Origin of the sequence: Streptomyces sp. DSM 40868 (genome assembly GCF_011820545.1) — a bacterium.
Taxonomy (GTDB): domain Bacteria; phylum Actinomycetota; class Actinomycetes; order Streptomycetales; family Streptomycetaceae; genus Streptomyces; species Streptomyces eurythermus.
Window position 1 is genome coordinate 2909335 of record NZ_CP050504.1, and the last position, 24855, is coordinate 2934189.

22 protein-coding genes, 1 other RNA gene and 4 pseudogenes are annotated in these 24855 nt (G+C 72.1%); 13 read left to right on the forward strand and 14 right to left on the reverse strand.

Annotated elements, in window-relative coordinates:
- Positions 1-79: 79 nt before the first annotated feature.
- Positions 80-2662 (reverse strand): DUF262 domain-containing protein, encoded by a 2583-nt coding sequence (locus HB370_RS13055; protein ID WP_030789812.1) that lies wholly within the window; start codon positions 2660-2662, stop codon positions 80-82.
- 299 nt (positions 2663-2961) lie between these two features.
- Here HB370_RS13055 and HB370_RS13060 point away from each other — a divergent pair.
- The 3 genes and pseudogenes from HB370_RS13060 to HB370_RS13070 all read left to right on the forward strand — a co-directional run.
- Positions 2962-3680 (forward strand): annotated as a pseudogene (locus HB370_RS13060) (RHS domain-containing protein); the annotation flags it as partial.
- Positions 3681-3882: 202 nt separating this feature from the next.
- On the forward strand, positions 3883-4131 hold the full coding sequence (locus tag HB370_RS13065) for a toxin glutamine deamidase domain-containing protein (RefSeq protein WP_280117793.1): 249 nt from the start codon (positions 3883-3885) through the stop codon (positions 4129-4131).
- Positions 4131-4412, forward strand: coding sequence for a hypothetical protein (locus HB370_RS13070; protein ID WP_030789806.1), 282 nt, complete (start codon positions 4131-4133; stop codon positions 4410-4412). The genes HB370_RS13065 and HB370_RS13070 overlap by 1 nt, the downstream gene beginning before the upstream one ends.
- Positions 4413-4467: 55 nt before the next feature.
- On the opposite strand, the gene rnpB is transcribed toward HB370_RS13070, so the two are convergent.
- From rnpB to HB370_RS13090, 4 genes are all read right to left on the reverse strand, one after another.
- Positions 4468-4871, reverse strand: an RNA gene (rnpB, locus tag HB370_RS13075) — RNase P RNA component class A.
- Positions 4872-4929: 58 nt separating this feature from the next.
- Positions 4930-5451, reverse strand: a complete 522-nt coding sequence (locus HB370_RS13080) for a TetR/AcrR family transcriptional regulator (protein WP_030789803.1) — start codon at positions 5449-5451, stop codon at positions 4930-4932.
- Positions 5444-5872, reverse strand: a complete 429-nt coding sequence (locus HB370_RS13085; protein ID WP_030789800.1) for a DUF4260 family protein — start codon at positions 5870-5872, stop codon at positions 5444-5446. The genes HB370_RS13080 and HB370_RS13085 overlap by 8 nt, the downstream gene beginning before the upstream one ends.
- A 75-nt stretch (positions 5873-5947) precedes the next feature.
- Positions 5948-6574 carry a TetR/AcrR family transcriptional regulator gene (locus HB370_RS13090; protein ID WP_030789797.1) on the reverse strand — a complete coding sequence of 209 codons (627 nt, stop codon included), beginning with the start codon at positions 6572-6574 and terminating at the stop codon, positions 5948-5950.
- A gap of 62 nt (positions 6575-6636) precedes the next feature.
- On the opposite strand from HB370_RS13090, the gene HB370_RS13095 reads away from it, so the two are divergent.
- From HB370_RS13095 to eda, 5 genes are all read left to right on the forward strand, one after another.
- The gene (locus HB370_RS13095) at positions 6637-8229 is read left to right on the forward strand and encodes an FAD-dependent monooxygenase (protein ID WP_030789794.1); all 1593 of its coding nucleotides are present in this window, start codon (positions 6637-6639) and stop codon (positions 8227-8229) included.
- A 240-nt stretch (positions 8230-8469) separates the two neighbouring features.
- Positions 8470-9216, forward strand: a complete 747-nt coding sequence (locus HB370_RS13100; RefSeq protein ID WP_030789791.1) for a MerR family transcriptional regulator — start codon at positions 8470-8472, stop codon at positions 9214-9216.
- The gene (locus HB370_RS13105) at positions 9213-9779 is read left to right on the forward strand and encodes a hypothetical protein (protein WP_030789788.1); all 567 of its coding nucleotides are present in this window, start codon (positions 9213-9215) and stop codon (positions 9777-9779) included. Before HB370_RS13100 ends, HB370_RS13105 begins: the two co-directional genes overlap by 4 nt.
- Positions 9780-9847: 68 nt before the next feature.
- Positions 9848-10630: a peroxide stress protein YaaA gene (yaaA, locus tag HB370_RS13110; protein WP_030789784.1), complete on the forward strand. Its 783-nt coding sequence runs from the start codon at positions 9848-9850 to the stop codon at positions 10628-10630.
- Between the two features lie 72 nt (positions 10631-10702).
- Positions 10703-11365, forward strand: coding sequence for a bifunctional 4-hydroxy-2-oxoglutarate aldolase/2-dehydro-3-deoxy-phosphogluconate aldolase (gene eda, locus HB370_RS13115; protein ID WP_030789780.1), 663 nt, complete (start codon positions 10703-10705; stop codon positions 11363-11365).
- On the opposite strand, the gene HB370_RS13120 is transcribed toward eda, so the two are convergent.
- From HB370_RS13120 to HB370_RS13130, 3 genes are read right to left on the reverse strand one after another with little or no spacing between them, the layout of a single operon-like run.
- Positions 11337-12887, reverse strand: coding sequence for a bifunctional RNase H/acid phosphatase (locus tag HB370_RS13120; protein ID WP_030789777.1), 1551 nt, complete (start codon positions 12885-12887; stop codon positions 11337-11339). The genes eda and HB370_RS13120 overlap by 29 nt on opposite strands.
- A gap of 19 nt (positions 12888-12906) precedes the next feature.
- Complete coding sequence (locus HB370_RS13125; protein WP_078637720.1) at positions 12907-13650, reverse strand: C4-type zinc ribbon domain-containing protein; 744 nt, start codon at positions 13648-13650, stop codon at positions 12907-12909.
- A gap of 17 nt (positions 13651-13667) precedes the next feature.
- Positions 13668-14504 carry a Nif3-like dinuclear metal center hexameric protein gene (locus tag HB370_RS13130; RefSeq protein ID WP_030789771.1) on the reverse strand — a complete coding sequence of 279 codons (837 nt, stop codon included), beginning with the start codon at positions 14502-14504 and terminating at the stop codon, positions 13668-13670.
- Between the two features lie 188 nt (positions 14505-14692).
- Between HB370_RS13130 and HB370_RS13135 the strand changes: the two genes are divergently transcribed.
- Together HB370_RS13135 and HB370_RS13140 are read left to right on the forward strand one after the other, a co-directional pair.
- Positions 14693-15988, forward strand: a complete 1296-nt coding sequence (locus tag HB370_RS13135; RefSeq protein ID WP_030789768.1) for a hypothetical protein — start codon at positions 14693-14695, stop codon at positions 15986-15988.
- A 95-nt stretch (positions 15989-16083) separates the two neighbouring features.
- Complete coding sequence (locus tag HB370_RS13140; RefSeq protein WP_167345766.1) at positions 16084-16245, forward strand: hypothetical protein; 162 nt, start codon at positions 16084-16086, stop codon at positions 16243-16245.
- Positions 16246-16342: 97 nt separating this feature from the next.
- Here the strand turns inward: HB370_RS13140 and HB370_RS13145 are convergent.
- From HB370_RS13145 to HB370_RS13155, 3 genes and pseudogenes are all read right to left on the reverse strand, one after another.
- Positions 16343-16600 (reverse strand): annotated as a pseudogene (locus tag HB370_RS13145) (short chain dehydrogenase); the annotation flags it as partial.
- A pseudogene (locus tag HB370_RS13150) lies at positions 16601-16763 on the reverse strand (Zn-dependent alcohol dehydrogenase); the annotation flags it as partial. It lies immediately after the preceding pseudogene.
- A gap of 99 nt (positions 16764-16862) precedes the next feature.
- Complete coding sequence (locus tag HB370_RS13155) at positions 16863-17720, reverse strand: MaoC/PaaZ C-terminal domain-containing protein (protein WP_030789762.1); 858 nt, start codon at positions 17718-17720, stop codon at positions 16863-16865.
- A 350-nt stretch (positions 17721-18070) separates the two neighbouring features.
- Between HB370_RS13155 and HB370_RS13160 the strand changes: the two genes are divergently transcribed.
- Positions 18071-19480 carry a sensor histidine kinase gene (locus tag HB370_RS13160; RefSeq protein WP_051816068.1) on the forward strand — a complete coding sequence of 470 codons (1410 nt, stop codon included), beginning with the start codon at positions 18071-18073 and terminating at the stop codon, positions 19478-19480.
- A 61-nt stretch (positions 19481-19541) separates the two neighbouring features.
- Positions 19542-20183 carry a response regulator transcription factor gene (locus HB370_RS13170; RefSeq protein ID WP_030789756.1) on the forward strand — a complete coding sequence of 214 codons (642 nt, stop codon included), beginning with the start codon at positions 19542-19544 and terminating at the stop codon, positions 20181-20183.
- Positions 20184-20236: 53 nt separating this feature from the next.
- On the opposite strand, the gene HB370_RS13175 is transcribed toward HB370_RS13170, so the two are convergent.
- The 3 genes and pseudogenes from HB370_RS13175 to HB370_RS13185 form a co-directional block, all read right to left on the reverse strand.
- Complete coding sequence (locus HB370_RS13175; protein ID WP_030789753.1) at positions 20237-21019, reverse strand: hypothetical protein; 783 nt, start codon at positions 21017-21019, stop codon at positions 20237-20239.
- The gene (locus HB370_RS13180) at positions 21019-21558 is read right to left on the reverse strand and encodes a SigE family RNA polymerase sigma factor (protein WP_030789749.1); all 540 of its coding nucleotides are present in this window, start codon (positions 21556-21558) and stop codon (positions 21019-21021) included. The genes HB370_RS13175 and HB370_RS13180 overlap by 1 nt, the downstream gene beginning before the upstream one ends.
- Before the next feature lie 77 nt (positions 21559-21635).
- Positions 21636-22514 (reverse strand): annotated as a pseudogene (locus HB370_RS13185) (hypothetical protein).
- A gap of 162 nt (positions 22515-22676) precedes the next feature.
- Between HB370_RS13185 and HB370_RS13190 the strand changes: the two are divergent.
- On the forward strand, positions 22677-24422 hold the full coding sequence (locus HB370_RS13190) for an MFS transporter (protein WP_030789746.1): 1746 nt from the start codon (positions 22677-22679) through the stop codon (positions 24420-24422).
- Positions 24423-24855 lie beyond the last annotated feature (433 nt).

The window sequence follows — 24855 nt, forward strand, 5'->3', positions numbered from 1 at the left end:
CCCGCACGCGCGGCGTGCGGGACCCTGCTTGCGCGTGTGGGGGTCAGAAGTCCCAATGCCATGCATTCACTCAGCGTTGTCAGAAAGTGTCGGGGTTCTCGTCCACCATGCGACGGGCCTCCGCGAGGGCGGCTGTGTGCGCGAACCACTCCAGCACTGCGCAGATTTCCTCACTGTGCTCGGCGAAGGCCTGCAACGGAAAGGACGGGCGCAGATCCAGTTTGACCTCGGCCAAGTCGATACCGTGGATCCCGTTCAGCCGAGTCATCAGCTCGCGCCGCAGCGGTTCGTCGTCGAACGGGGGTCGCCGCTTGAGGTACTGAAAGGCGACCTCGACCGTGCCGGAAATCGGGTAGAGCGCCAGTGGCCACAGCACTCGGGAGTCGGAGGCGTTGCCAAAGCGTGCTGTGGGGAAGCAACTGGTCTCGCTCGCCCGACCATAGGCGAAATGACCTCCCTGTCGCTCCCAGAAACGCATGGTGGTCAGGACGCCGTCGACGGTCTCCTTGGTCTGGTTCTCCCGCAGTTGCCTTTCGAACCGGCCGGCCGCCGAATGGTGCTCGTCGTCGGCCTGCAATGACGGTTGGGCATCCTCGGGGACGTCCTTGCCCAGTAGGGCTGCCAGGTCGGCGGTGGTCAGCCGGTGGGATCGGTGGGCCCGGCCTGCTGCGTCGAAGGGGACACCCTCCGCCTCCAAGCGGGTCCGTGCGTCGCCCGACTCCTGGCCCTCCGGCCAACGGAAGCCATCCGACACGCGGCCGGCCGCCGTCAGCACCCGGTAAGCGCCATGCACGCCCGCCCTGGTCGCCAAGTGCTGGCCGACCGGGACCGCGTGGGTGCCGATGAGCGCCGCGACGTCGCCGTACGTCGTCCACGTCCCGGCCGGCATGGCGAGGAGCGCGGCCCGCAACTCCTTCCAGCCGGACCACTCGTCGTCCACAGGGGCAGTGCCCGCTTCGGGGCCGGGCCACAGCCGGACGGCCCGGGCGGCGAGGTCGGCGGCGCGGTCAAGGATCTCCGTCTTCCCCCACCGCTCTCGCCCGGCGATCTCCTGGTTCATGCGCAGGGCGCTGAAGTCCAGGATCTCTTGCTTGCGACGGAAGGGGTGATTCGACAACTTCGCGTTGTCCGCGGAGAGGGTCAGGTTGCCCAGTGTGTGGACCAGGGCGGCGTGAAGTTCCTCCGGGCTCTGACCGTCCTCGGTATCCTCTGCGAGTAGGTCCAGCCACTGATGAGCGGGGTTCTGCGGCAGCACGTGCTCGACGGTCAGCCGTGCCTTGGCGAAGTCGACCGGTTCGCTTGATCCGTAGCTTTCCTCCAGCCTCCGCAACACCTGCAACCGCTGATTACTGCGACCCGCCTTGTAGAAGGGGCGACTGAGAATCGCCTCGCGGACGGCGTCATCGTCGGGCCAGACGCGAGCGCCTGTCTTGTTTTTGGTCAGGAAGCGGCGTACCGCCTCGGCCGGGTCGTCGTCCTTCTCGATCTCCTTGGGCATCTCCATGAACACCCGGTTGCTACCCGTGGTGGAGTATCCGGTGAAGAGACGCCTCACCATGTAGCTCTCGGCATAAGTCAGCGCCTGGGCAGCCTGGTGGGGTGTGGCCTGCCCGTCGTCCACCCGGTCGAGCAAGTGGAGCGCCAGCGGATAGTGGGTTTGGCCACCCCAACGGGAGAGCCTTTCCAGCACTTCGCGGAGTTCCGGGTCAGGCTCCCGCTCGGGTTCCAGAATCCTCATCAGGCGTTCCGCCCTGCGGGCCAGGGAGACGATCTCGGCCTCCAGAGCCGCCTCGTCGGAGCTCACGGGCGCCAGGCGTTTCTTCTGGTCCCGGTAGATCTCGCTCTGCTTGGCACGACTGTTGCCAGCCACCACCAGGTCGAGCCAGACAAGCAGTTCCAGGTTGGCGGGACCCAGCCGTTCTTGCATCGGCAGCCAGAGACTGCGGTAGACGGCCTCGCCACGGGTCGGCAAACACATGAAGAGGTAGTTGCGCAGCAGGTCGCTCTGACTGAGTCCGACACCGGTATTGTTGATCGACTCGAAGATCCGATAGACGTTGTCGCCCTCCGCTGCAGTGATCTCCACGATCGACAGGAGACCACTGAGTACGGTCTCCACCGCGTCCGTCCACGCCTCGCCACCGCTCTCCTCACCCTCGGTGAGGGCGCCCAGGAAGAACCGGTAGGCGGCCCCCACATTGCCGGGACCCCCGGCCCTGGGTGAACTCTCGACGCAGGCGGTGAAAGCGTCGCGGTCCGCCTGCGTTGGCAGAAGACGGTAGTGGTCGTCGCCATTTCGGTACTTGTTGACGAGCACCAAGTCATGAATGCGCTCAGCCTTCCGCTCCGCGCCCCGTTCCCGATGGCGGTCACGCAGGGCAGTGAAGGCGAGCATGAGGGTGGTGAGTCGCTGTTGACCGTCGACAACAAGCCATCGTTGAATGCCTCCCGCGCTGATCCGGCCAGGTGCCAGCACTACGGAGCCTAGGAAGTGCGCCGCGGGAGCCTGGCCCTCCAAGCGCTCCTCGGCCAGCTCCAGCACGTCATCCCAAAGCCGCTGCAGCTCGTCCCGCTGCCAACTGTACGTGCGTTGATAGAGCGGTACCTGGAACTGCTTCTCGCCTTGGACGAGTTCGCTGAAAGTCGTTTCCTGAGCGTGCACGCGAAACTACTCCCTGGTAGTCGGACCAGATCACCATCCTGCCACCGTGGAAACAGCCGCGTGGCGAGTTCGCTCCCAGGCGTTGATCCGGCTGCCTGCTCCGCACTGTTCCGAAGACGGTAGCCGCGGCTCGATGCATGACGAACCGGCACGTCCGCCGCAGCAGACACCGAAGGGACGTTTTGCTCGCTGAGCTGCCGACGGCACCGGCCCACGAGCATGTGGGCTCACCAGCGCACCGCCGCTGAAGGGGTTCGACGAGGAGGGGATCGAACGCTTACCCGGTCACCGGGGACAAGTGGGCGGAGTCCTACGCGTACGACCGGCTCGGCAACCAGACCGCCGCCGACTGGCCCGCGCGGCAATTCGGCCACGACGGGTGCGGCGAACGCGGCTACCAGGGCGCCGACCTGGTCCGCGCCGGCCGGATCCGCTACGAGCACGACGCCGCGGGACGCGTGGTGCTGCGCCAAAAGACCCGGCTCTCCCGCAAGCCGGACACCTGGCAGTACAGCTGGGACGCGGAGGACCGGCTCACCCGGGTCGTCACTCCGGACGGCACGGTGTGGCGGTACCTGTACGACCCGCTGGGCCGGCGCATCGGCAAGCAGCGCCTCGCCGGGAACGGGGTCGACGTACTGGAACAGGTGGACTTCGCCTGGGACGGCACCTCGATGTGCGAGCAGACGACCAGCTGGGCGGACTCGGTCGACTCGGTGACCCTGACGTGGCACCTCAACGGGGCCGAAGCGGTCGCGCAGAGCGAGCGCCGGACCCTGGCCAAGGCCTCGCAGGAAGAGGTGGACGCCCGCTTCTTCGCGATCGTGTCCGATCTCTCGGGCGCTCCGTGCGAGCTGATCGACGAGTCCGGCGACATCGCCTGGCGCGCCCGGGTCACCAACTGGGCCTCCACTACAACTACCTCAGGTACTACGACCCCGAGATCGGCCACTACATCAGTTTGGACCCCCTCGGCCTGGCTCCGGCGGCCAACCCTGTCGGTTACGTGGACCGCCCTTCCGCCTCCTGCGACCCCCGGGCCTCGCTCCCCAGAAGTCACCGATCCCGCCCAAGCCGTACGAGACACCCGATCTTTCCCACTTGGCACCGCATTTCAACCCGGAAGGAGGGATGAGCAACTGCACCTATGTGGCCGAGGCCTTCGACCGGTACCTCGCCGGTGAGGGCATCAAACCCGTCCCCGGTAACATTCCGCTCCAATCCCTCGATCGACTGGAGAGCGTGTACGGGCGAAAGTTCACGGAAACCGGATCTGGAACATGGTCGATCACATACGGAATCCCGACCACGGGGCTCGAGGTCTGGTGGCCGCGCGACCCGAAGCAGGCACGGCAGGCCATGTGTTCAACATCGTGAACCACCAGGGCCGTGTGCTTTTCTCCGATGTGCAGACAGGTTTCGTCGATCCCATGCTTTACAAGACATTCAAGCTGATGAGGAGCAACTGATGTACACGATGGAACAGGCGGAGCGACTGGCGGCGGAGGCTCTGTGCCAGAAGTTCGGCGAGTGGAGCGATCAGGTCGCACTTTTCGGAAACGGAGAATTCGCAACGAAAAAGGGAGAATTTTTCTATTTCGGCTTCCAGTCCGTGAAGTACATCGAAACCCGGGACGAGAAGTACTTCAACTACGGACCCAACTGCATTTCGGTCCACAGCGAGACCGGCGAGTGCCGGTTCCTCGACATCCATGAGGTTCTGGCCGTGGATCCCTTCAAGACGGACTGACCGCCGACAAAAGGGCTCCTGACCTGTGTTTCCGCTGGTCGGGAGCCCTGAGGGGCAGACGAGTCGGGACATACGCCGGGTTCTGTTCCCCGGTTGCCTCGCGGCGGCCGGGGCGACGGCCATCCATCTAGGGCCGGCGTTGCCGCCGGCCTCGTGCGGTCTACCCGCGGACTCGGGCGGGCAGCCCTCGGTCGTCCGCGCAGGAGCACCGGAGGCGCTCCCTCTTGACCTTGCTCCGGGTGGGGTTTACCTAGCTGCCCAGGTCACCCTGGGCACTGGTGGTCTCTTACACCACCGTTTCACCCTTACCAGGAACCGGAGTCCCTGGCGGTTTGCTTTCTGTGGCACTGTCCCGCGGGTCACCCCGGGTGGCCGTTAGCCACCACCCTGCCCTGTGGAGCCCGGACGTTCCTCGGGAAGCCCCCTAGGGGGACCCCACGCGGCCGTCCGCCCGGCTCGTCTGCCGTGAGGACCATGGTACCGGGCGGCCGCCCCGGCACGGACCGCGCCCGCTCCCCTACGTGCCCAGCGCCCCGAGCCCCCGCTTCCACGCCGCCTCCAGGTCCGCGTCGGCCGGGAAGCGGCCGTGGATCTCCAGGGTGACCATGCCGTGGGCGAAGGCCCAGAAGGCGCGGGCCAGGTCCAGGTCGCCGGCGCAGGCGCGCAGCAGGGGCAGGGCGGCCCGGTCCTCCAGGCCGGCGGGCAGTTCGGCGCGGGGCAGGGGCCGCTCGGTGCCCAGGCAGTACAGGTGGGGGTGGGCGAGGACGTAGCTCCGGTACGCCCCGGCCAGCGCCTCCAGCGAGCCGGGGGCGCGGGCCTCGGCGGCCTCCAGCGCCTCCGCCGTCTCCGTCAGCATCTGCGCCACCAGTTCGACCTCTACGGCGTGCTTGTCGGGGAAGTGCTTGTAGAGGGACGGGGCCTTGATGCCGAGGCGGTCGGCGAGGGTGCGCATGGTCAGCTGGGCGGGTCCGGACTCCTCCAGGAGGTCCCGGGCCGCCGTCACGATCTCCCGTGCCCGGGGGGTGAGCCGGTCAGCCACGCTGGTAGCCCTCCTTGGTGCGCAGTCCGTAGCCGAGGGCGCGATCGTACGAGATGTGGGCGAGCCAGCCGCACAGCGCGGCGAAGGCGGGCGGCCAGTCCAGCGGGAGCGCCGCGTAGGCGACGGCGAGCGTGAACGGGACCAGGGCGCGGTGCAGCGCGTTGTAGTACGGCACCGCGCGGGGCGGCAGCTGTCCCTTCGCCATGCGGGGTGCCTCGTCGAGCGCGACCAGGAAGGTCAGGTCGGGCAGCACGAGGAAGGCCAGGGCGAGGAGCGTGGCCGGCCAGCCGTGGCGCACGCATTCCACCACCGCGAAGGCCGACCAGAACAGCGCGAACGCCAGCCACGCCCCGCGTCGTAGGGCCGGACTCCCGATGCGGCGGGTGACGGTCGCCGTCGTCGTATCGACTGTCGTGGTCATGGCTGCCCCCAGGTCGTCGTCTCGGCGCGCCGGTCATGGCTAACGTCGTTAGCCATGACCGTACGGCTAACGTTGTTAGCCGTCAAGACCCGCTCTCTCCAGGGCGTCGAACGCCGCCTCCAGCCGGCGCCGATGATCCCGGGCGACCTCCGTCACCAGGTCTCCCGCAAGCAGCCGGCGCACTGAGGCGACGAACACCGTCCGGTACGCGGCCATGGTCAGCGCGGCCGACAACTCCGGGTCCGCCACGCCCGCCTCGCCGAACGCGGCGGCCAGCGCCGCCTCGATCTCCTCCACGCCCTCCCGGGCCCGCGCGCGCAGCGCGGACGAGGCAGCGACTGTCCGCCAGAAGTCGGCGAAGGTGTCCCCGACCCCGCCCAGCGGATGCCGCTCTTCGAGGAGCCGCAGCGCGAGGCGACGCAGGGCGGCGAGCGGGGGTTCATCGGGGGCGCGGTCTCGTATCGCCGACGCGAAGAGGTCGGCTGCCTCCGGGATGCGGTCCAGGAAGAGGTCTTCCTTGCGCGGGAAGTAGTTGAAGACCGTCATCGGGGAGACGCCTGCCGCGCGGGCGATCTCGGCGACCGTCACCGCGTCGAAGCCACGCTTCCCGATCAGGTCCGTCGCGATGTCCGAGATCCGCTGCCGGGTCTCGCGCTTCTTCCGCTCCCGCAGGGAGAGCTCCGGATCAGGTCTGGAATCCATGGGGGAACTGTATCCCAGATATCTGTAGTCACTCGAAAGTTTTAGTGACTACAGTTGAGGCCATGACGACAACCGAGTACGACTACGACGTGGTGGTGGCCGGTGCCGGCCCCGTGGGGCTCTTCCTCGCCTGTGAGCTGCGGCTGGGCGGGGCACGGGTGCTGGTCCTGGAGCGGCGGACCGAGGTGGACGAGACGATCAAGGCGGGCTCCGTCAACATCGCGACCGCGATCGCCCTGTACCGGCGGGGCCTGCTGCCCGAGCTGGCGGCGGCCTGGGAGGCGTCCCGGGCCCGGCTGCGCGCCTTCGACGGGAACGCTCCCGGCCAGACCAGCGGTCACGCCCCCGGTGGGCCCTCCGGACTCCCGCCCAAGTTCGCCGGGCACTTCGCCGGGATCATGCTCGACCCGGACCTCTTCGACGGCTCCGATCCCGCCTGGGCGGACGCGGGCCCCGCCGCCGACGCCGGTCTCGTCCTGCCCCAGGCCGAGCTGGAGCGGATCCTCGGCCGGTGGGCCGGGCGGCTGGGCGTCGAGGTGCGCCGGGGCGTCGAACTGACCGGCTTCGACGCCGAGGCCGACGGGGTGACCGTGCGCTTCCACACCGACAGCGCGGGCGGCGGCCCGCGGAGTCTGCGGGCCGGCCGGCTGGTCGGGTGTGACGGGGGGCGCAGTACGGTCCGCAAGCTGGCCGGGTTCGACTTCCCGGGCACGGCACCGGAGATCACCGGCTACCAGGCGCTCGTACGACTGGCCGGGGCCGAGCGGCTGGGCACCGGCTGGCAGACCACCGGCACGGGGACGTACGTCCACGGGCCGTTCCCTGGGCGCGTGCTCACCGTGGAGTTCGACGGTCCGCCGGCCGACCGGTCCGCGCCGGTCACCGCCGAGGAGCTGACGGCGAGCCTGCGCCGGGTCTCGGGCGTGCCCGAGGTGACCGTCACCGAGGTGCTCACGGCGACCCGGTTCACCGACAACGCCCGCCAGGCGACCGACTACCGCAGGGGCCGGGTGCTGCTCGCCGGTGACGCGGCCCATGTGCACGCGCCGTTCGGCGGGCAGGGTCTCAACCTCGGCATCGGGGACGCGCTGAACCTGGGCTGGAAACTGGCCGCCGTCGCACGCGGCCGGGCCCCCGAGTCGCTGCTGGACACCTACACCGCCGAACGGCACCCGGTCGGCGCCCGAGTGCTGGACTGGACCCGGGCACAGGTCGCGCTGATGCGCCCCGACCGGCACTCCCGCGCCCTGCGCCGGGTGGTCACCGACCTGGCGCTGACCACCGCCGGCACGACCTACCTGGCCACGCGGATCTCCGGCGTGCGGCAACGCTACGACCTGCCCGGCGACCACCCGCTGACCGGCGTCTGCGCGCCCGACCTGCGGCTTGCCGACGGCACCCGGCTCGGCGAGCGGCTGCACACCGGCCGCGCCCTGCTGCTGGACCCGGCCGGCGACGCCGGGCTGCGGGTCCGGGCCGGGGGCTACGGCGACCGGCTGGACGTGGTCACGGCCGCCTGCCCGGACCGGCCCGGGCTGCGGGGGCTGTTCGTGCGGCCGGACGGGTTCGTGGCGTGGGCCTCCGACACGGCGGGCGGCGAGGGACTGCCCGCCGCCCTGGAACGCTGGCTCGGCACACCGCGGGTCGCCGCCTGACCAACGTCGACGCCCCCCACCGGCCGAGACCCTGGACCGCCGGTTCGGCACGCCCCGGGTCACCGCTTGACCCACGTCGAACGTCCCCCGACCGATGCCCTGGAACGCTGGTCGGCTCGCACCAGGCCACCGCACAGCCGGCGCCGACACCACCGGACCGACCAAGTCCCTCGACCGCCAACCCGGCCCCTGCGCCCACCCCTTGACCCCGCCGTGACGTCAACGTCTGTACTGGGTCCCATGCGGATCGGAGAACTCGCCGCCGCCGTCGGCGTCACGACGCGCACCGTGCGGCACTACCACCACCTGGGCCTGCTGCCCGAGCCGGCGCGGCGCGCCAACGGCTACCGGCACTACGCGCTGCGGCACGCCGTCGTCCTCGCCCGGATCCGGCGGCTGACCGAGCTGGGGCTGGGGCTGACCGAGGTGCGGGACGTCCTCGCCGACGACGCGGGCAAGGACCTCGCCGAGGTGCTGACCGAACTCGACGAGGACCTGGCCCGGCAGGAGGCGGCGATCCGGGAGCGCCGGCGGCGGCTGCGGGCGCTGCTGGACGCCGGTGAGCCGCCCGCCGAGGGTCCCGTCTCGCCCGAACTGGCCGCCGTACTGGAGGCGTTGCCGGCCGACGGCTCACCCATGGCCGTCAAGGACCGGGAGATCCTGGCCCTGGTCGACACGGGGGCGTCGCCGGAGGACCGGGGGCGGCTGTCGGCCGCGTTGCGCGGCGTCCTGGACGACCCGGACACGGTGGCCCGCGCCCGCGAGGCGTACGCGCTGCTCGACGCGCTGGCCGACGCGGACCCGGGCGATCCGCGCGTGGAGCGGACGGCGCGCACGCTCGCCGCGTGCGTACCGGACGGATTGCCGGTGGAAGGCCAACCCGACCTGGACAACGCGGTGTTGGGGGCGGTGTACGCCGACCTCGCGCCCGCCCAGGCGGAGGCGGTGCGCCGTATGCTGGAGATCGTCCTGGGGGTGGAGCGATGACGACGGTGTACCGGATGGCCCGGCACGAGATGCGGCTCTTCGTCAGCCTGGCGCTGTGGCTGGCCCGGCGTACCCAGGGCACCGCCGGCGGGCGGGCGTTCGGGTACGCGCGCGGGCAGGGCTCGACGCTGCTGGGGCTGGCCTTCGTCTGCGTCGTGGAGACGGTCGGGGTGTCCTTCATGCTGCGGGACATGCCGCTCGCGCACGACGTGCTGCTGGCCGTGGACGTCTACACCGTGCTGTTCGTGATCGGCCTGCACGCGGCCGGCGTGGTCCGCCCGCACGTGCTGACCGGCGACGCGCTGCGGGTGCGCCACGGCGCCCATGCCGACCTGCGGATCCCGCTGGCCTCGATCGCCGCCGTACGCCGCGAGACCCGGACCACGCACAAGCCGGAACCGGACGCCCTGGACCTGATCGTCGGCTCGCAGACCACGGTGACCCTCGAGCTCGCCGAGCCCGTCGTGCACACGTCCCTGCTGGGCCGGCGCAGACCGGTGCGCGTGATCCGGCTGTACGCCGACGACCCGGGTGCCCTGGTCCAGGCCCTCACCGCGCGCTGAACCCCGCGGTCGAGGCCGTACGCGGGACCGCCGTACCCTGGCGCGGAGGTCTACGTAAGGAGTACGTGTTGCTGGTCCTGCTGCCGCCCTCCGAAGGCAAGGCGAACTCGGGTGACGGCGCCCCGCTGGAGCTGGGCTCGCTGTCCCTGCCGGGGCTGACCGCCGCGCGGGAGGCCGTGCTCGCCGAGCTGGTCGAGCTGTGCTCCGGCGACCCGGAGAAGGCCCGCGAGGTGCTGGGGCTCAGCGAGGGCCTGCGCGGCGAGGTCGCGAAGAACGCCGGGCTGCGCACGGCCGGCGCCCGCCCCGCCGGGGAGATCTACACCGGTGTCCTCTACGACGCCCTCGGCCTGGCCACGCTGGACGCGGACGCCCGGCGGCGCGCCGCCGGCTCGCTGCTGGTGTTCTCCGGACTGTGGGGCGCGGTGCGGGTGACGGACCGGATCCCCTCCTACCGCTGCTCGATGGGCGTGAAGCTGCCGGGCCTCGGCGCGCTGGCCGGGCACTGGCGGGCGCCGATGGCCGAGGTGCTGCCGGCGGCGGCCGGCGAGGGCCTGGTGCTTGACCTGCGCTCCTCGGCCTACGCCACCGCCTGGAAGCCGAAGGGCGAGGTGGCCGGGCGCACGGCGACGGTACGGGTGCTGCACGCGCCCACCCGGAAGGTCGTCAGCCACTTCAACAAGGCGACGAAGGGCCGGATCGTGCGCGCCCTGCTGACGTCCGGGGCCGCCCCGGAGAACCCGGCCGAGCTGGTGGAGGCGCTGCGGGAGCTGGGCTACGCCGTGGAGGCGGAGGCACCCGGCAAGGCGGGCAAGGCGTGGGCCCTGGACGTGCTGGTGGACGAGGTCCACTGAGCATTCATCGCACTCGTTGCAGCATACGCAACGCTCATTGCGGGTGGTGCAGTAGCTGGGCACGATGAGGGCATGACCTCGCCGCTGCCCCGCTCCGCCGACCCCTCCGTCCTGGACCTCGCGCCCGTCCTGCCCGTGGTGGTGCTCGCCGACGCCGCCGACGCCGTACCGCTGGCCCGGGCGCTGGTGGCCGGCGGGCTGCCCGCGATCGAGGTGACCCTGCGGACCCCGGCGGCACTGGAGGCGATCCGCGCCATCGCCGCCGAGGTGCCCGAGGCCGTGGTCGGCGCGGGCACGGTGGTGACCCCGGAGCAGGTGGGCGCGGTGACGGCGGCCGGGGCGCGGTTCCTGGTCAGCCCCGGCTGGACGGAGGCGCTGCTGACGGCGATGCGCGCGTCCGGGGTGCCGTACCTGCCCGGGGTGTCGACCGCCTCGGAGGTGGTCGCGCTGCTGGAGCGGGGGGTGCGGGAGATGAAGTTCTTCCCGGCGCAGGCGGCGGGCGGTACGGACTATCTGCGGTCGCTGGCCGGACCGTTGCCGCAGGCCCGGTTCTGCCCGACCGGCGGCATCGGTCCGGCGACCGCGCCGGAGTACCTGGCCCTGCCCAACGTCGGCTGCGTCGGCGGCAGCTGGATGGTCCCGGCCGAGGCGGTGGCCGCCCGCGACTGGGACCGGATCGAGGAGCTGGCGCGGGCGGCGGCCGGGCTCAGGGGCGCAAGTGGGACGTGTCGTTGAAGAGCCGGACGCTGGCGTTGCCGTCCGCGTAGTACGCCACCACCGACAGCGAGGCCGCCGACAGCTCCATCCGGAACAGCGACTCGGGCGGGGCGCCGAGGGCGAGGCGGATCAGCGTCTTGATCGGGGTGACGTGGGTGACCAGCAGGACCGTGCGGCCCTGGTACGCCGCGACCAGCTTGTCCCGGGTGGCGGCCAGCCGTACGGCCGTCTCGGCGAAGCTCTCGCCGCCGCCGGTGGGGTGGGCCTCCGGGTCGGCGAGCCAGGCGTTCAGGTCGTCCGGGTGGCGTTCGCGGACCTCGCCGAAGGTCAGTCCCTCCCAGGCGCCGAAGTCCGTCTCGCGCAGGCCGTCCTCGATCGTGACGTCCAGGTTCAGCCGGGCGGCGACGATACCGGCGGTCTCGCGGGTACGGGCCAGGGGGGAGGCCACGATCGCCTGGATGGTGCCGCGCCTGGCCAGGGCGTCGGCGACGCGGTGCGCCTGCTCGCGGCCGGCCGCGGAGAGGGCGGGGTCGGTGCCGCCGCTGCCGGAGAAGCGTTTCTGGGGGGTCAGCGGGGTCTCGCCGTGGCGCAGCAGCACGAGGGTGGCCGGGGCACCGAGGTCGGGCGCGGCGCTCCAGCCGGGCGTCGAGGTATGCGACTGACCTCCGGTCACCGGCCGCTGCCCACCGGCGGCCGCCGCTGCCTCCGCCGGGACGGCCTCCGCCCCACCGGCCCGACGGCCCTCGGTGACGGCGGACTCCGGCGCCGCCCCGGCCGTACGACCACCTGCGGCCACGGCGGATCCGGGCGCCGTCTCGGCCGTGCCGCTGTCCGTGATCACGGCGGATTCCGGTGCCGCTCCGGCCTTACGGCTGTCCGCGGTGGTTCCGGGCGCCGTCTCAGCCGCGTGGCTGCCCGCGGCCGCGGCGGACGCCGCCCCGGCCGTTCCACTGCCCGCGGCCGCTGCGGACGTCGTCTCGACCGGGCGGCCGGCCGTCGGCACGGAGGACGGCGGCTCGTCGGCGGGTGCCGCCCCGGCCGTGCGGTCAGCCCCAGCTCCGGCGGCGGCCGGCGCCGCCCCGGCCTTCGTCGCCAGGTCGGCGCGGGAGAGCGACGGGGACCACTGTTCGCCCCTCGCCCCCGCGTCCATCGCCTCGTTGGCCAGGCGGTCCGCCTGCTTGTTCCGCTCGCGCGGGATCCACTCGTACGTCACCTGGTCCGGCGGGAAGACCGAGCGTGCCTCCATGGCCAGGGGCTTCATGTCGGGGTGCTTGATCTTCCAGCGGCCCGACATCTGCTCCACGACGAGCTTGGAGTCCATGCGGACGCGGACCCGCGCACCGGGGTCGAGGGCGTGCGCGGCGCGCAGGCCGGCCAGGAGGCCGCGGTACTCGGCGACGTTGTTCGTGGCGGTGCCGAGGTACTCCGCCGCCTCGGCCAGCGTCTCCTCCGTCACCCCGTCGCGCACCACGGCCCCGTAGCCCGCGGGCCCGGGGTTGCCCCGTGACCCGCCGTCGGCCTCGACGATGAACTCCCGCACGCCCGCCCTCCCGGGTTCCTCAGATTCCGGACTCGGCCGTGCGCACCAGGATGCGCCCGCAGTTCTCGCAGCGGACCACCTTGTCCCGGGCCGCCGAGCGGATCTCGTTCAGCTCGGTGATGGCCAGCTCCTGCCGGCAGCCCTGGCAGGTCCGGGCGTACAGCTTGGCCGCGCCGATGCCGCCCTGCTGGGAGCGCAGCTTGTCGTACAGCTTCATCAGGTCCTCGGGCACGGACGCGGCGACGACCTCGCGCTCCTTCGTCACCGAGGCGGCCTCGGCGTCGATCTCCTCGAACGCCGCGTCCCGGCGCCCGGTGGCGTCGTCGATCTTCGCCTGCACGGAGGCGACCCGCTCGGTCAGCTCGTTCACCCGCTCCTGCGCGGCCTCGCGGCGCTCCATGACCTCCAGGACCACGTCCTCCAGGTCGCCCTGCCGCTTGGCGAGGGAGGCGATCTCGTGCTGGAGGTTGGACAGGTCCTTCGGCGAGGTGACCGCGCCGGAGTCCAGCCGCTGCTGGTCGCGGGCGGCGCGCTGGCGCACCTGGTCGACGTCCTGCTCGGCCTTGGTCTGCTCGCGGGCGCAGTCGCTCTCCTCGGTCTGCGCGGCCACGAGCAGGTCGCGCAGCTGCGTGAGGTCCTTCGTCAGCGAGTCGATCTCGGCGTGCTCGGGCAGCGACTTCCGCTTGTGCGCGAGCTGCTGGAGGCGGACGTCGAGGGCCTGGACGTCGAGGAGTCGGATCTGGTCGGCGGGCGCGGCGTTCAGTTGGGGGCTCCCGTGGGCTAGAGGGTTGTGGAGGACGCCGCGTGGGCGGTCCAGGGGTCGGTGACCGTCTTGGAGACGTGAACCCGCAGGTCCCAGCCGTTGCGGTCGGAGATCTCGTCGAGCTGGCTCGCGGCCAGCTCGCACCAGGGCCACTCGGTGGCCCAGTGCGCCGCGTCGAGCAGCGCGAGGGGGCTCGTGGCCACCGCCTCGGAGGCCGGGTGGTGGCGCAGGTCCGCGGTCAGGAAGGCGTCGACGCCCGCCGCGCGGACCTGGTCGAAGAGGCTGTCGCCGGAGCCGCCGCTGACGGCGATCGTGCGGACGACGGCCTCGGGGTCGCCGGCCACCCGGATGCCCTGCGCGGTGGCGGGCAGCCGCTCGGCGGCGCGGGCGGCCAGTTCGCGGACGGTGAGCGGGTGGTCCAGCTCGCAGACCCGGCCGAGGCCCCGGCGCCCGTGCGGGTCGGTGGGGTCCGGCACGAGGGGGCCTGTGACCCTGAGGTCCAGGGCGCCGGCGAGGGCGTCGGAGACACCCGGGTCGGCGGTGTCGGCGTTGGTGTGGGCGACGTGCAGCGCGATGTCGTTCTTGATCAGCGTGTGCACGACCCGTCCCTTGAAGTGGGTGGCCGCGACCGTGGTCGTACCCCGCAGATAGAGCGGGTGGTGGGTGACCAGCAGGTCGGCGCCGAGCTGCACCGCCTCGTCGACGATCTCCTGGACGGGGTCGACGGCGAACAGCACCCGGGTGACCTCCTGGCCGGGGTCGCCCACCACCGTGCCGACCGCGTCCCAGGACTCGGCCCGCTCGGCGGGCCACAGGTTCTCCAACGCGGCGATGACTTCAGACAGACGGGGCACGGGCCAAGGCTACCTGGCTGTTCGGCGGGGGTGTACCGCATGCGTCCGGTCTGACCCGGCTCAGCACACCCGTCCCGGTTTCCCCGGGTGAATCGCTTCTGCGCCACCCGTATGTGTGAAGCGGGCCTCGGCGCCCGCGCGCGCCGGTGCACGCCGAAACTAGCGTCGTCGCCGGAGGTGACCGAACGATGACGGCCTGTGCTATCGAACCCCCGTCCACGAGCGGGGCCGACGGCGTGCCGGAGGCGGGGTGCGTGATCACGGCGGACGGCTCGTACGCGGCCCGGCTCGCGCCCGCCGGTGACTGCTGGTTCCCGGAGCGCTGGACCTTGGACGGCCCGGAGCCCTACGCGGTGCCGCTGCCCGGCAACCAGCCCGAGGAGCCCGGCACCGGGGTGCAGCCGATGGGCGACGGCCGGGTGCTGATCCACCGGCCGTCGGCTTCACGGCACCTGTTCTCGCTGCTGTACCCGACCGGGCCCGGCACCGGCGAGCTGCCGCTGGGCGCGGTGGAGTGCCCCGAGCCCGGCACCCGGCTCGTGCTGCTGCCGCCCGCCCCGGGAGGCGCCCGGGCGTACGCCCTCGCCAGCGGGCCGCGCTCCAGCGCGGTGTGGCTGGTCGCGGGCGGGGCGTTCGGCCCGGAACGGCTGGCCGAGGTGCCGGGGCGCTGCTCGGGCGGGGTCTGGCTGGACGGCACCGGGCGGCTGCTGGCGCTCGACCGGGAGCTGGGCGGGCGCACCAAGACGGTCGTGGTGGACCTGGAGCGGGCCGTGGTCTCGCCGCTGCTGCAGATCGCGGACGACAGCGACGACCGGCTGCTGCTCGCCGACCCCGACAGCGGGCTGCTGCTGATCTCCTCCGACGCGCCCTCCCCCGGGCAGGAACGATTGGGCTGGGGCGTACTGGGCAGCACCCTGCCGGTGCGGTTCCCGGAGTGCCTGCGGCTGCCGGACTGCGTGGTGACGCCGTTCGCGATCCAGCCCGGGCAGGTGCTGACGCCGGAGAACTGCGCGGTGGGCCTGCGCGTCGACGGCGCGTTCGGCACCTGGGTGGGCGTCTGGCGGCCCGCCGAACGCCGGGTCCGTCACCTTCCGGCACCCGAGGGCTGGCTGGCCGGGACCGGGGTGTGGACCCCGGAGGGGGTGCTACGACTGCCGTACGCGACCCGGTCGACACCATGCGGCGTGTCGACCCTGACGGCCGCACGGGGGAGCGCGGGGGCGAAGGAACCGAACGGGAAGGCGGGGGCGACGGAAGCGGACGGGAACGCGGGGGCGACGGAACCGGGCCGGACCGCTGTACCGGCGCCCACCCGGCCGGCCGCCCCGACGAGGTCCCGGCCTCCCGCCCCCCTGGAAACCCGGACCCCCGCGCCCCCGGTGCCCCAGGCCCCCGTGCCCTCGGTGACCCGCGTCGCCGGGCCGGTGCCGGCGCGGCCCGTGCCCTTGCAACAGGCCCCTCTGGGGCGTCTTGTAACGAACTAGTGCCGGTTGGCGTGTGCGCCTGGATTCGACCCGTGGTGCGCCGGTTACACTCCCCGGCTGTACCGAAGATCATGTTGACGGGGTGAATACGTCCGATGAGCGACACCAGCACGACCGAACAGCTGTCTGCCGGCTCTTCCCAGACCGCGGGCCACGGCCGGCACCGGGGCCCGGTCGCGGCCCAGGAGAGGGAGACCGCTCCGCACGGCCGGCACCGCAAGCCGGTCCAGGAAACGGCCGAGGCGGCAGCAGCCTGACGGCAGTGAAGCAGTGAAGAGGAGGGGGCGTCCGACCGGGCGCCCCCTTTTTTCCCTTCTTGCGTGGCCGCCTTCTCCCGTGTCCACCGGTCCGGTGTCATCCGCGTTCGGGCGACAGCACCTCCGCCGCCGCGAACGTCTCCCCTGCCGGCCGCCCGGCGAAGTGCGGGGTGAGCAGCGCGTCGAGCTCGTCGTAGGTGAACGTCTCCTGCTCGCTGTCGTACTTCGCCTGTACGCGGGGCCGGTCCAGTACGGCCACCATGCCGTCGTGGACGACGAACAGCCGACCGTTGAGGCCGGCGGCGGCCGGTGAGGCCAGACAGCCGACGAGCGAGGCGACGTGTTCGGGGGCGAGCGCCGGCTGGGGCAGCACCCCGTTCATCGCGGAGGTCCGAGTGGCACAGGCCGGTGGCGCGCACCCGGATCCTGACCTTGCCGGGGCCGAAGCCGACCGCCTCGACGTCGTCGAGGACCTCCAGCTTCTCCCGGCCGATCTCGTGCAGTACGGCGGCGCGCATGCTGCACCTCCCCTCACTGGCTGCTCAAGCGTGCGGAAACGACGACTTCCGACCGTGCGGAAACGACGACTTCCGACGGCTTCGCGGAAGTGCCACCGCTCAGGAGTGCTCCACGACCGTGTCGGCGAGCACCGGCGCGTCGTCCCGGTCCACGGCGCCGGCCTCCACCCGTACCCGCCCCTCTTCGCGCCACATCCGGACGCGCAGGGTCTCGCCCGGGAACACGACCCCGGCGAACCGGGCGCGGTAACCGCGCACGCGGGTCACGTCCCCGTCGAGCAGCGTGTCCACGACCGCCTTGAGCGTCATGCCGTAGGTGCACAGCCCGTGCAGGATGGGCCGGTCGAACCCGGCGCGCTTGGCGAAGTCGGGGTCGGCGTGCAGCGGGTTCCAGTCGCCGCTGAGGCGGTAGAGCAGGGCCTGGTCCTCGCGGACGGTGCGCTCGACGGTGCGGTCGGGCTCGCCGGCGGGCGGGTCGAGCCGGCCGGAGGAGCCGCGGTCGCCGCCCCAGCCGCCCTCGCCGCGGACGAAGATCCGGGCGTCGCTGGTCCACAGCGGGCCGTCGGCGTCGGCGACCTCGGTGCGCATGACCAGGACGGCGGCCGTGCCCTTGTCGTGGACGGCGGCGATCCGGCCGGTGGCGGTGGCGGTGCCCCGGACCGGGATGGGGCGGTGGACCTCGATGCTCTGCCCGCCGTGCAGGACGCGTGCCAGGTCGACGTCGATCCCCGGCATGGACAGCCCGCTGATCACTCCGGGCGAGCCGTTGCCCGCGACGGTGGCGAAGCTCGGCAGGACGTGCAGCCGGGACTCCAGGGTGTAGCGCAGTTCGTCGGGGTCGGTGGCGGGACGTCCGGCGCCGATGCCGAGGTGGTAGAGCTGTACGTCCTTGTGGTCCCAGGTGATCTCGCCGGTCCGGGGTTCGGCCGCGAGGGCCTGCGCTGCGTCGATGGGCATGGGGCTCCTGACACGGTGGCGGCGGTCGTGGCGGTGGCAACGGTCGTACGGCGGCAGCGGTCGTGGCGGAAGGCCCCGGCGCGGACGTCCGCACCGTCGGCCGCACCGGGGCCGCCACGAGCCGATCTAGAACGCGTTCCAGTCCGGCGCCCTCTGTATAGCCGAGCGCTCCGCCGTCGTGAAGGCTCCTGACGCCTCGTCAGCCGGGCGCGCGGGACCGTGACATTTGTACTGCTCGTTTCCGTATCTCCGTCCCTGCCGAAGGCGGCGTCCGGTTCCTTACGTTCGCTACGTACGCTGTGCGTCCCGACGCCGTACGGCGAGGACCATTCGACCGGGGGGACACGGAGATGACGGGATGGCGCGGACCACGGGACCGGGGGGCGGTCCGGCAGGGCGCGATGGAGCGGTGGCGGGTGCGGCGCGAGTGCTCCCGGACCGCGCGACGGGCCCGGTGGGAGGGCGGGAAGACCGGCGTCGGCCATCCGGGCCCGGCGCCCACCGGTTTCTCCCTGCTGCCCTGGCTGCTGCTGGGCATGGGCGCCTTCTCCAATGTGATCCAGGGTGACACGCCGAACCCCTGGATCGGCGTCCTGGGCCTGCTGGCCTTCAACTCCCTCTACGTCCATGTCACCTTCCGTGCCTTCGACCGGGCCAAGCGGGAGTCGGTGTCCAACCGGGTGGCCCTGGGGCTGCTCGGCCTGGTCACCACGGGACTCGCCCTCGGCTACGGCGGAAACTGGCTGATGTTCTTCCCGCTGCTGGGCCTGGCCACCGGCGCCACCCTGCGCGGGCCGTGGGTGGGCCGGGCCGGGTTGCTGCTCACGCTGTACGCGGGGGCGCTCTCCTGGCTGCGGGCCGGCTGGGACGAGGCGACCGGCATCGCCTACGCCACGTTCCTCTCCAGCATGGTGACCGCCGCGATCCTCGGTCTGTCCGAGGCGGTGCGGGAACTGCGGGCCGCCCGCGAGGAACTGGCCCGGCGCGCGGTGGAGAAGGAGCGGCTGCGTTTCTCCCGTGATCTGCATGATCTGCTGGGTCACACCCTTTCCGTGGTCGTGGTGAAGTCGGAGGCGGCCCGCCGGCTGGCCTCCCGCGACCTGGACGCGGCGCTGACGCAGATCGCGGACATCGAGACGGTGGGCAGGCAGGCGCTCACCGAGATCCGGGAGGCGGTGACCGGTTACCGCGAGGGCAGCCTGGCCACCGAGCTGACCCGGGCCCGGTCGGCACTGTCCGCGGCGAGCGTGCGGCCGGTGGTCCGCCAGTCCGGCACGCCGCTCGCCCCGGAGACCGAGGCACTGCTCGGCTGGGTGGTCCGCGAGGCGGTCACCAACGTCGTCCGCCACAGCGACGCCACCCGCTGCGAGATCACCGTGGAGTCGGCCGCCGAGCGAGTACGGCTGACAGTGACGGACAACGGCACGGGCGCCTCCGGCGGCGGGGTCCCAGACGCGGGTGCCTCCGGCGGTGAGAGCGGGCGCGCCTCCGGCCGTGAGGGCGCCTACGTGTTCGGGAGTGAGGGCAAGGGCTTCTCCAAGGGTGAGTGCGGGGGCGCCTCCCGTGGTGGGGACGCGGGCGTCACCGCAGGTGAGCGCGCTCCCCGGCGCAGGGTCGTCGGCGGTACCGGGTTGAAGGGGCTGACCGAGCGTCTCGCGGCGGCGGGTGGTTCTCTGACGGCCGGTCCCTCGCCCCGTGGCGGCTTCACGGTCACGGCCGTCCTCCCCGTCGGCGCCGACGAGTTGACGCTCACGGGGTGACGTCCGGGGCCGGGGCGAGGCGGGCCGCGAGCCCCGTCCGCGCCCGCCGTACGCTGGCCCCATGAGTGACACGCCCGGGAAGCAGCGTTCGGCCGCCCCCGTCCGGGTGTTGCTCGCCGAGGATCAGGGGATGATGCGCGGCGCGCTCGCCCTGTTGCTCGGGATGGAGGAGGACATCGAGGTCGTGGCCCAGCTGGGCTCGGGGGACGGGATCGTGGACGCCGTGCTCGCGCGGAGCGCGGACGTGGCCCTGCTGGACATCGAGCTGCCCGGGATGAGCGGGCTGGACGCGGCGGCCGAGCTGCGGACGCGGGCGCCCGGGTGCCGGGTGCTCATCCTGACCACCTTCGGGCGGCCCGGTTATCTGCGCCGGGCCATGGAGGCCGGCGCGGCCGGTTTCCTCGTCAAGGACGGGCCGGTGGAGGAGCTGGCCGCGGCGATCCGGCGGGTGCTCGCCGGAGAGACCGTGGTCGATCCCGTACTGGCCGCCGCCGCGCTCAGCGCCGGGCCCAGTCCGCTGACGCCTCGTGAGTGCGAGGTGTTGAAGGCGTCCGTGGACGGGGCGACCGTCGCCGATGTCGCCGCCCGGCTGCACCTGTCCGAGTCCACCGTCCGCAACTACCTCTCCTCCGCGATCGGCAAGACCGGCACCCGCAACCGGACCGAGGCGGTGCGCGAGGCCCGGCAGCAGGGCTGGCTGTGAGACCGTGAGCGCGGCGCCCGCCGTGTCCGCGTCCTCCGCCGTACCGGCGGCCGCTACTGGATCACCACCGCCGCCTTGACGCTCTCTCCTTCCGGGGCCAGGCACAGGAACCATCTGTCCGGAGACCCGGCGGCCGCCACCGGCAGATCCACGGTGCTCTCGTCCTTCTTCCATGTGCACTTCACCTGCTGTGCGGTCCCGGCGACCCGGCCCACCGCGAGCCGGTCGGACACCGTGGCGCCCTCCTTCGCCAGCGGCAGCGCGCCGAACGAGACGTCCCGGCCCGACATGCGGTCCCACTTCTCGACGTTGTCGAAGACGAGCACCCTGGGCTTGCGGTCGTCACCGAGGTAGAGGCTCGCGTAGTACGACGTCCGGTTGACGAGGCCGTCGGGGCCGGGCGGCAGCACCGTCTTGGTGAGGCCGAACTTCCGCATGGCCGTCAGCTGTCCGGCCGCCTCCGCCCGGTCGCGCGGCGCTCCCCATACGGTCAGCTCCACCCGCCAGTCGCTGCCCCGGTCCGTCCCCGTCCCCAACGGGGTGCGCTGCGGCCGGTACACATGGCGCGCCTCCGCTGTGGACAGTCCGGCGGCCACGCCCGTCTGCCGGTCGCCGCCGGGCAGCCCGGCCAGCGCCAGCGTCGCCCCCGTGGAGCCCGCCAGCACCGCGGCCGTGGCCGCCGCCACGGCCCAGCGCCGTGCCCTGCGCCGCCGCCGGCCGGCCTGGATGACCGCCTGGACCGGGGCTATGCCGATCTCGACCTCGTCCGCCGCGTCGGCGAGCAGGTGGGCGATGTCCGTCTGTGTCATGTTCTGCTGCTCCCGGTCCCCGGTCATCACTTCCGCCTCTCCTGCGTCACCGTCTCGGCCAGTACCGGTATGGCGCGGAGCTTCGCGATCCCCTTGGCCGCGCTGCTCTTCACCGTGCCGACGGAACAGCCCATGGCCTCCGCCGCCTGGGTCTCCGTCAGGTCCTCCCAGTAGCGCAGGACCACCGCTTCGCGCTGTCGCGCGGGCAGTTGGGCGAGCGCCTTGAGCAGGGCGCTGCGGTCGTCCGCCTGGGCGATCCGGTCGCCCGTGTCGGCCACCTCGCGCACCAGGCCGGAGTCGTCCTTCGGCGCCAGGAACTCCCTGAGCCTTCTGCGGTGTTTTCGCGCGTGGACGTTGATCATCACGCGCCGTACATACGCCTCCGGGTCGTCTGCCGCGCCGACCCTGCGCCAGGCCGTATAGACCTGTTCGAGGGTCGACTGGACCAGGTCCTCGGCGGCGTGCTGTTCCCCCGTGAGAAGAAATGCCGTACGCATCAACCGCGGCCAGCGGCCGACCATGAAGCTCTGGAACTCCTCGTCCCGAGTCTGCTTCCCGTCCCCCATGGGCACCTCCTAGATGTCTAAAGGAGTCCATGGGCCGTCCGAACCGTTGCCCCGATCCCGGAACTCGGAGAATTTCCTCAGCCCGGCGGCGTCCCGCCGTCCTCCACCGCCCGCGGCACCGTCACCACCGCCGCATCGCCCAGCCCGATGTTGTGCGCGAGGCCCACCCGCGCCCCCGGCACCGGCCGGGCGCCAGCCTCGTCCCGTAGCCGCCACACCAGCTCGGCCGTCTGCGCCCGGCGATCTCGGCCAGGCCGGACGGGCACCGCCGCCGTGCGAACCGTTCCGAGACCACCACGGCCCCGTCCGAGGTGGGCGAGCACTGGAGTCTGGTGAGCGGGTAGTGGATCACGCGTGCGGCGAGGATGTCCCCGACCTCGTACCCGTCCCGGAACCGGGCGTAGGGGTTGTGCGCGGAGTGCCGTTGGTACTTGGTGGCGACCGCGGCGAGCTGGGCCTCGGTCGTACCGCTTTTCCATGTGTTCGCGGGCGGCGGCGCCGAAGATCTGCGCGGTGGGCGGGGCGGGAGCGAAGCCGTGCCGGGCGGCCATGGCGCCGTAGTGCCGGGCCACGGGCGGCCGCGAAGTCACCGGCTCCGGCGCCGTCGCCGGGCGCGCCCTTCCGCATCCGTTCGAAGCCGAGCGCGAGCACGCGGTCGCAGCCGCCGCCCTCGACGAGCTGGCGGGCCGGCATCAGGGCGGTGGCGCCGGTCGCGCAGTTGATGCTGACGTTGCAGACGGGCGCGCCGGTCAGGCCGAGTTCACAGACGGCGCGCCGGCCGGCGGTGGAGGGCTGGAGGCAGTAGCCGATGGGAACCTGTTCCACGTCGGCGGAGGCGATCCCCGCGTCCGCGAGCGCCCCGCCGCCCGCTTCCGCACCATGTCCCAGTACTGCCATTCACGGGTCTCGGGCTTCTCGAACCTGGTCGTCCCGACCCCGGCGGCATATGCCTTCATGGCGCGCACATTAGAACGCGTTCCATCAGCAGGCCAGACCTTGACAGGGGGTCAGAAACCCATGGAACGGTCAAGACTTCATTAGGGGCCCGAAGCAACGGAATAGTTGCCTGTGCATACGAGGTTTACCTGGCACTTATGACACGTGGAAGGCCTCACTCCATGACAGACACGACGACCGACCAGCCCACCCGGAAAGCGGGCGGCGCGGTGGTCCCGGTGCTCGCGTTCGCGGGCATCGTCGTCGCGGTGATGCAGACGCTGCTCGTGCCGGTCATCAAGGACCTGCCGCAGCTGCTAGACACCGCTCCCAGCAACGCGACCTGGGTCCTCACCTCCACCCTGCTGTCCGGCGCTGTGGCCACCCCGATCATGGGCCGGCTCGGTGACCTCTACGGCAAGCGCCGGATGCTCGTCCTGAGCCTGGCCGTGATGGTGATCGGCGCCCTGGTCAGCGCGTTCACCAGCGAGCTGATCACCATGATCGTCGGCCGTACCCTCCAGGGCTTCGCCATGGGCGCGATCCCGCTGGGCATCGGCCTGATGCGGGACATGCTGCCGCGCGAGCGGCTCGGCTCGGCGATGGCCCTGATGAGCTCCTCGATCGGCGTCGGCGGCGGACTCGCGCTGCCCGCCGCGGCCCTGGTCGCCCAGCACACGAACTGGCACGCGCTGTTCTACGGCGCCGCCGGCCTCGGTGTGCTCGCCATCGGGCTCACCCTCCTGGTCGTGCCCGAGTCCCCGATGCGCGCGGAGGGCTCCTTCGACCTGGCCGGCGCGCTGGGTCTGTCCACCGGTCTGGTGCTGCTCCTGCTGCCCATCACCAAGGGCAGCGACTGGGGCTGGTCCTCGGGCACCACGCTCGGCCTGTTCGCCGCGGCCGTCGTCGTACTGGTCCTGTGGGGCCTGTACGAGCTGCGCGTCCAGGCACCGCTGGTCGACCTGCGCACCACCGCCCGTCCGGCGGTCCTGTTCACCAACCTCGCGTCGATCATGGTCGGCGTCGCGTTCTACGTCGTCTCGCTCGTCCTGCCCCAGCTGCTCCAGCTGCCCACCGCGACCGGGTACGGCCTCGGCCAGTCGATGGTCGTCGCGGGCCTGTGCGTGGCCCCGCTGGGCCTGACGATGATGTTCACCGCGCCGGTGTACGCGCGGCTGTCCGCCCGCTACGGCCCCAAGGTCACCCTGATCACCGGCCTGCTGATCATCGCGATCGGCTACGGCGGCGGGCTCGGCCTGATGGACGCGGCCTGGCAGACGATCGTCACGTCCGTGATCCTCGGCGCGGGCATCGGCCTCGCCTACTCCTCGCTGCCCGCGCTGATCGTGGGCGCGGTCCCTGCGTCCGAGACCGGTGCGGCCAACGGGCTGAACACGCTGATGCGGTCCATCGGTACGTCGGTGTCGAGCGCCGTCGTCGGCATGGTGCTGGCCAACACCGCGGACAATGTCGGCGGGGTCGCGATACCGACCATGCACGGTTTCCGGGTGTCCTTCCTGATCGCCACGGCGGCGGTGGCCGTCGGTCTGCTGCTGGCGCTCTTCCTGCCGAAGAGCCCGCGGCCGGCGCAGCAGCACACGCAGCTGCGGGCCAGCAGCGAGGAGGACGCTTCGCTGGAGCGGGCCGAGGAGGCGCTGCGGGGCTTCCGGGGCCGGGTGCTGGGCGCCGACGGCGCGCCGGTGGCCCGGGCGAAGGTCACGCTGATCGACCGGCGGGGGCGGCAGGCGGGGGCGACCGTCTCCGACGAGGAGGGGCGGTACGCGCTGGCCGTACCGGCGCGGGGCCCGTACGTCCTCGCCGCGAAGGCCTCCGGCCATGGGCCGCTCGCCTCTTCCGCGACGCATTCCGGCGAGGAGCGGGCTGTCGACCTGGATCTGTCGCTGCCCGGGGAGACGGTGAACGCCTAGGAACTCGGGGGGCCGGGCGGCCGACGGCCGCGAGTGTTTCAGTTGGTGAGCCCGCGGTAACCGATCAGGTCAGCCGAGCCCGACAATCCGTATCGGCCCGTCAGTCGCGCTGACGGGCCGATACCATACCCTGTCCGGGAGCGCATCGGAAGCGAGAACACCCCAGCCCTCCTCGCTGTGCCACTCGAGCACGCGGCCGGAAAACACATCCGCAGATGTGGTGTCAGGCATTTTCGGGCCCCCCTTGCGACACCGGTATTTCGCCGTTCCGGCGTGTGCTGTGGTCAGCAGCGCTCGACCGAACCGCAGTCACGTCAACAGACGGCCCGGAACTCCACGATCTTGATTCCGCATGCTCGACAACGCGGTGGGCCCCTTCGCCAAGCACAGCTTCGGACGCCCTTTATCAGTGCGTGAGTCGGCGGTGGCTGAT

Excerpts from the sequence above, each read along its gene's own strand:
- HB370_RS13175 (WP_030789753.1), bottom strand. The coding sequence starts at position 21,019 with ATGACCGGGGACCGGGAGCAGCAGAACATGACACAGACGGACATCGCC.
- eda (WP_030789780.1), top strand. The coding sequence starts at position 10,703 with ATGACCTCGCCGCTGCCCCGCTCCGCCGACCCCTCCGTCCTGGACCTC.
- HB370_RS13190 (WP_030789746.1), top strand. The coding sequence starts at position 22,677 with ATGACAGACACGACGACCGACCAGCCCACCCGGAAAGCGGGCGGCGCG.
- HB370_RS13135 (WP_030789768.1), top strand. The coding sequence starts at position 14,693 with ATGACGGCCTGTGCTATCGAACCCCCGTCCACGAGCGGGGCCGACGGC.
- HB370_RS13180 (WP_030789749.1), bottom strand. The coding sequence starts at position 21,558 with ATGGGGGACGGGAAGCAGACTCGGGACGAGGAGTTCCAGAGCTTCATG.
- HB370_RS13090 (WP_030789797.1), bottom strand. The coding sequence starts at position 6,574 with ATGGATTCCAGACCTGATCCGGAGCTCTCCCTGCGGGAGCGGAAGAAG.
- HB370_RS13100 (WP_030789791.1), top strand. The coding sequence starts at position 8,470 with ATGCGGATCGGAGAACTCGCCGCCGCCGTCGGCGTCACGACGCGCACC.
- HB370_RS13160 (WP_051816068.1), top strand. The coding sequence starts at position 18,071 with ATGACGGGATGGCGCGGACCACGGGACCGGGGGGCGGTCCGGCAGGGC.
- HB370_RS13155 (WP_030789762.1), bottom strand. The coding sequence starts at position 17,720 with ATGCCCATCGACGCAGCGCAGGCCCTCGCGGCCGAACCCCGGACCGGC.
- HB370_RS13170 (WP_030789756.1), top strand. The coding sequence starts at position 19,542 with ATGAGTGACACGCCCGGGAAGCAGCGTTCGGCCGCCCCCGTCCGGGTG.
- HB370_RS13070 (WP_030789806.1), top strand. The coding sequence starts at position 4,131 with ATGTACACGATGGAACAGGCGGAGCGACTGGCGGCGGAGGCTCTGTGC.
- HB370_RS13105 (WP_030789788.1), top strand. The coding sequence starts at position 9,213 with ATGACGACGGTGTACCGGATGGCCCGGCACGAGATGCGGCTCTTCGTC.
- HB370_RS13095 (WP_030789794.1), top strand. The coding sequence starts at position 6,637 with ATGACGACAACCGAGTACGACTACGACGTGGTGGTGGCCGGTGCCGGC.
- HB370_RS13085 (WP_030789800.1), bottom strand. The coding sequence starts at position 5,872 with ATGACCACGACAGTCGATACGACGACGGCGACCGTCACCCGCCGCATC.
- HB370_RS13140 (WP_167345766.1), top strand. The coding sequence starts at position 16,084 with ATGAGCGACACCAGCACGACCGAACAGCTGTCTGCCGGCTCTTCCCAG.